The sequence below is a fragment of the Bradyrhizobium sp. 62 genome, from assembly GCF_023073035.1.
Taxonomy (GTDB): Bacteria; Pseudomonadota; Alphaproteobacteria; order Rhizobiales; family Xanthobacteraceae; genus Bradyrhizobium.
On record NZ_JADPIT010000014.1, the window covers coordinates 254,044 to 256,465 of the forward strand.

Sequence of the window (2,422 nt, forward strand, 5' to 3'; positions counted from 1 at the left end):
TTGGGCGAAAGCCATCGATGCGAGCGGGAGGCTTGCGGCGAGCATCGCGGCGGCAAGTTTGAGCTTCATTGGAGATCTCCGTTCGGCGCATCGAAAATATGGAACACAATACCACTGCGAGCACATGAAGCTCAGCGAGACGGTAGACCGGCGGCTGTGGCGGAAGGGCCGGACGGCGAGGGCGAAGGGAAAACGAGGGGGTATGCGGCTTCGGCTATGCCCTCTCCAATCAATGCCTTTGAATGCACCTTGACCTGACTTACGAGATTTTCGACCAATAGGTGATGCATGCAACTTTGGTCATCGAAGGCCCAGCGTTGGTTCACCTGAATGTGGAACAGGAGCTACGCTGACGAATAATGACGGCGGGACCGGTTAAGGCACGCACGGGCTCTGCCTCTTGCGCGTTAAAATTTTCAAGTCGGAACAGCCGCTTGGAGGCTTTCGAAGCTGGCCGTCGGGCCGATTTTCATTCCGCAAAACCCCATCGATTGCACCGTCCGAATTTACCCGACTTTAGACAAACTGGCCCTAAGTCAGCGGGCAGGCTCGCATCCGGCCGTCGGCGAGCACGGAGCCATCGGGCTCGCTTTGTCGTGAGGGAAACGGTGGATCAGCACCAGGTCTGGCACGAGCCGGCATTCGACAAGGTTGCGAACGCGATCAGCCCGTTCTTCCTGAGATCGGGAATTTATCTGTTCCTGATCTCGTTCATTTGCCTGTTCTACGTCTTGAACGCGCCGCTTCTGCTCGGTCATTACGATCTGGGCTGGCATCTCGCGGCCGGAGATCTCATCCGGGAACGCAACGCCATCCCGCTCCACGACCCCTGGTCGTTCACCCACGGCGACAAGCCGTGGCTCAATCTGTCTTGGCTCTGGGACGCGCTTGCCAGTGCGACGCTTCAATACGCGGGCTTCGGCGGCCTCGTCCTGTCGACGGTCGCCTGTGGTGCAGCGATTGCCGGCATCCTGACTGCGATCTCTCTCGGCTACGGTGCGTCGGCGATTGCGGTTTGCGTGGCAGTCTTCCTGGCCTGCCTGCTCTATCCCGCCTACGAAGTTGCGCCGAACATGTATCTCGCGGTCGCGCCGAATACATGCACGATGCTGTTCTGCGTCGTCTTCTATCGCGAATGCCTGCGACGTACGCGATGGTTCGTGCTTCCCGTGTTGATGGCGTTTTGGGCCAATCTGCACGGCGGTTTTCTGCTCGGGTTTTTCGTGATTGGCGTCTTCTGCGGCGCCGCCTTCCTCAGAGGCGCCTGGGCCGATCTCAGGGTCCTCGTTCTCGCGGCAATCGGGTGCCTTGCTGCGACATTCGTCAATCCGCTCGGCTGGAATATCTATGCCGGTGCCGCCGCGACGATGGGGCACTTCGTCCAGGGTAATATTACCGAATGGCGGTCCTACTACGACAACATTGAAATACCCGGCAGCATTCCGGGCATCCTGTACATGCTGGCCTTCGTCGCGCTCGAGCTTCGCTACAGAAACTCCAGGCCAGTCCCGCTCGAACCGAGATTGATGTCCTGGCTGTTCCTGATTCTGGGACTGTGTCAGTTCAGGTACATCGCGTTCTTCTTCATCTTCTCGACTGTGCCAATGGCGCTTCACCTCAGCCGCTTGCTGCCTCGGCGTCTCACCGCCGTTGACGTGCGTGGAGCGTTGCTGGCTGCCGGCATCGTCGGTCTCGGCACCCTGCCGCTGGCTTATTTGCGCGTCGCGCCGGCGCTCGCACTTCCGACGATGCTGTCGAGCGAAGATGCCGGCTATCTGCAAAAGCATCTCGCCGATGCGCGGGTCCTGAACCATTGGAATATCGGTGGCTACCTGATTTTCGCGACGCACGGCACCGTTCGCCCGTTCGTCGATGGCCGCGCCGCGACCGCCTATCCGGACGATTTGCTGCGCGACTATTTCAAGCTGGTGAGCTGGGAGATCGACGAGTCCGCGTGGGACATGGTGCTCGATAAATACCGGATCGACGCCGTGCTGTGGGTTAAGGCGCACGAACAGCTGCGGCAGTTCCTGGTGGAGCGGCGAGGCTGGCGCGAGCAATACACCGGCGCTTACGTGACCGTTTACGTCAGGCCCCAATCCAGTTTGGCTGGCGAAGCCAAAACACAATGACGACCAGCGCCGCAGCTCTGCGCCCCATAGCGCCTGCCGTCAAAGCCGAAAGCTTCGCGACGCGATACGGCGCCTTGTGCGCATTGCTGCTACTGGCTGCGGCAGTCCGGCTGCCGCTCGCCTTTTGGCCGAACATCGTTCACGTTGACGAGCTGTATCAATATCTGGAGCCGGCCTGGCGCCTGCTTGGCCACCAGGGTGTCGTCACCTGGGAATGGCGCGACGGCATCCGGAGCTGGTTTCTGCCGACCTTGTTCGCAGGGCCGGTCGCTCTCGGCGACTGGCTTGCG

1 protein-coding gene and 1 pseudogene are annotated in these 2,422 nt (G+C 60.4%); both read left to right on the forward strand.

Annotated features, from left to right (window positions below):
• The first annotated feature begins 359 nt into the window (after positions 1-359).
• Entirely contained in the window at positions 360-2,132 is a 1,773-nt protein-coding gene (locus IVB47_RS09805; RefSeq protein WP_249806593.1) for a hypothetical protein, read from the forward strand.
• 74 nt (positions 2,133-2,206) lie between these two features.
• Positions 2,207-2,422, forward strand: a pseudogene (locus tag IVB47_RS09810) (4-amino-4-deoxy-L-arabinose transferase); the annotation flags it as partial.